A 1,698-nucleotide genomic window follows, 5' to 3' on the forward strand; every position below is an offset into this window, starting at 1 on the left:
GGCACACACCGGCGCCGTCTACGTCCACCAGGGCGAGAGTTACGTCGTCGAGGAGCTGAACGAGGGCGAGCACTGCGTCGTGGTGCGGCGGGCCAACCCCGACTACTACACCACGGCACGCGACGTGACCCAGATCGAGGTCCTGGAGACGCTGCGCACCACGCAGTGGGGAGACGTCGCGGTGCACTTCGGCGACGTGAAAGTGACGACCCAAGTGGTCTCCTTCCAGCGCAAGGCGCTGATTTCGAACGAGATCCTCGGCGAGGAACCGCTGGAACTCGGCGCCCGGGATCTGTTCACGAAGGCGGTCTGGTTTGTGATGGACAACCGCTCCCTGACGGGTGCCGGGCTGATCGAGGCGCAGTTCCCCGGAGCGTTGCACGCGGCCGAGCACGCCTCGATCGGGTTGCTGCCGCTGGTGGCGTCCAGCGACCGCTGGGACATTGGCGGGGTGTCCACCGCCATCCACGCGGACACCGGGGTGCCGACGATCTTCGTGTACGACGGCCACCCCGGCGGGGCTGGTTTTGCCGAGCGCGGCTACGACAAGGCCCGGGTGTGGCTGTCCGCGACGCGCGATGCCATCAAGGCCTGCGAATGCGAGTCCGGCTGCCCGTCCTGCGTGCAGTCCCCCAAATGCGGCAACAAGAACAACCCCCTGGACAAGGACGCCGCGGTCGCGCTGATCGAGATGCTGCTGACCGACGCCACCGACCTCATGGGCGGCCCCGCGGCCGAACCGGGAACGGCGGCCGCCGACCCACTCGCCGGACAGGTCGCCGGCCGCCCGGCGTAGCTGTATAGCTGGCCAGGGAACCGCTCGGCTGCAACCGGGCGGCGGGGGGCTGCCTACCTTGGCCTGCCTTCGCGGTCAGCGGCTCGGGGTAGGCAGCCCCGGCGGGGGTCCCACGTCCAAGGCGGGCGGAGGGCCCGCCCGGGCGCGGCCAAAGGCCGCACCGAAGGCCGTGCGGAACCGGAGTTCCGTGCGGACCTGAACGGTATCGCCGGACTCGACCACACAGTCCACCAACAGCGCGTCGTGCCGTGCCGCGACGTCCACGGCGACAGCACAGGCCTCGCCGACGGTGAGACCCCTGGCGGCATCCGCCGCTGCGAGGGCCGCTAGGTCCGCGGCGGTCGCCGACTTCGACGCCATCACGGCGGCCTGTCCCAGCGCCACCACTGTGGTCATCGCCAACAGCAGCACCAGTACCAGGCCAAGGGCGAGAACAGTGCCCGCACCCAGTTCCGGGTTCTGCACCGGCGCCCGCATCATGCCTCACGGCGGAGGGCCAGGGGCGCCGCCGTCCGCGGGGCAGACGCCGCCGGCGCGTCCGAGGATTCACTTCGCGCCCAGGCCCTGGCGGTGAGGGTCCACGGGACCAGCGAACCCGCGGCCCCGCTGACCGTGCCTGAGACCGTGACGCTGATCCATCCGCCGTCGGCAGCCACGGTTGCCCGCGCCGAATCCCCGGCGAATTGCCGGACGATTCCGCTAACCGCAACGGCATCCTCGCCGCGGGCGAGCGCCCGGGCACCGGCCCGGGCAGCCTCCTCGAGCCGGAGTTGCGTCAGCCCGGCGGCGGAACCGGCCAGCAACAAGCCCAGCACCAGCAGGACCGCCGGCAGAGCGACGGCGAACTCGGCCGTCACAGCGCCGCGGCATGGCTCGCCGGGGCGGTGCCATCGGGATCGCGG

3 protein-coding genes are annotated in these 1,698 nt (G+C 71.6%); 1 reads left to right on the forward strand and 2 read right to left on the reverse strand.

The features are described from left to right. Positions 1-796, forward strand: a 796-nt coding sequence (locus AB4Y86_RS18300) for a Zn-binding domain-containing protein (RefSeq protein WP_441403568.1), incomplete at its 5' end; no start/stop codon positions are given. A 75-nt stretch (positions 797-871) separates the two neighbouring features. On the opposite strand, the gene AB4Y86_RS18305 is transcribed toward AB4Y86_RS18300, so the two are convergent. Further along, positions 872-1,261: an Rv3654c family TadE-like protein gene (locus AB4Y86_RS18305; protein ID WP_441403569.1), complete on the reverse strand. Its 390-nt coding sequence runs from the start codon at positions 1,259-1,261 to the stop codon at positions 872-874. Positions 1,262-1,272: 11 nt separating this feature from the next. After that, a complete protein-coding gene (locus tag AB4Y86_RS18310; RefSeq protein ID WP_441403570.1) occupies positions 1,273-1,653 on the reverse strand; it encodes a TadE family type IV pilus minor pilin in 381 nt (126 codons plus the stop codon). Positions 1,654-1,698: the final 45 nt, after the last annotated feature.

The sequence above is a fragment of the Arthrobacter sp. 2YAF22_2 genome (genome assembly GCF_052114645.1).
Lineage (GTDB): Bacteria > Actinomycetota > Actinomycetes > Actinomycetales > Micrococcaceae > Arthrobacter.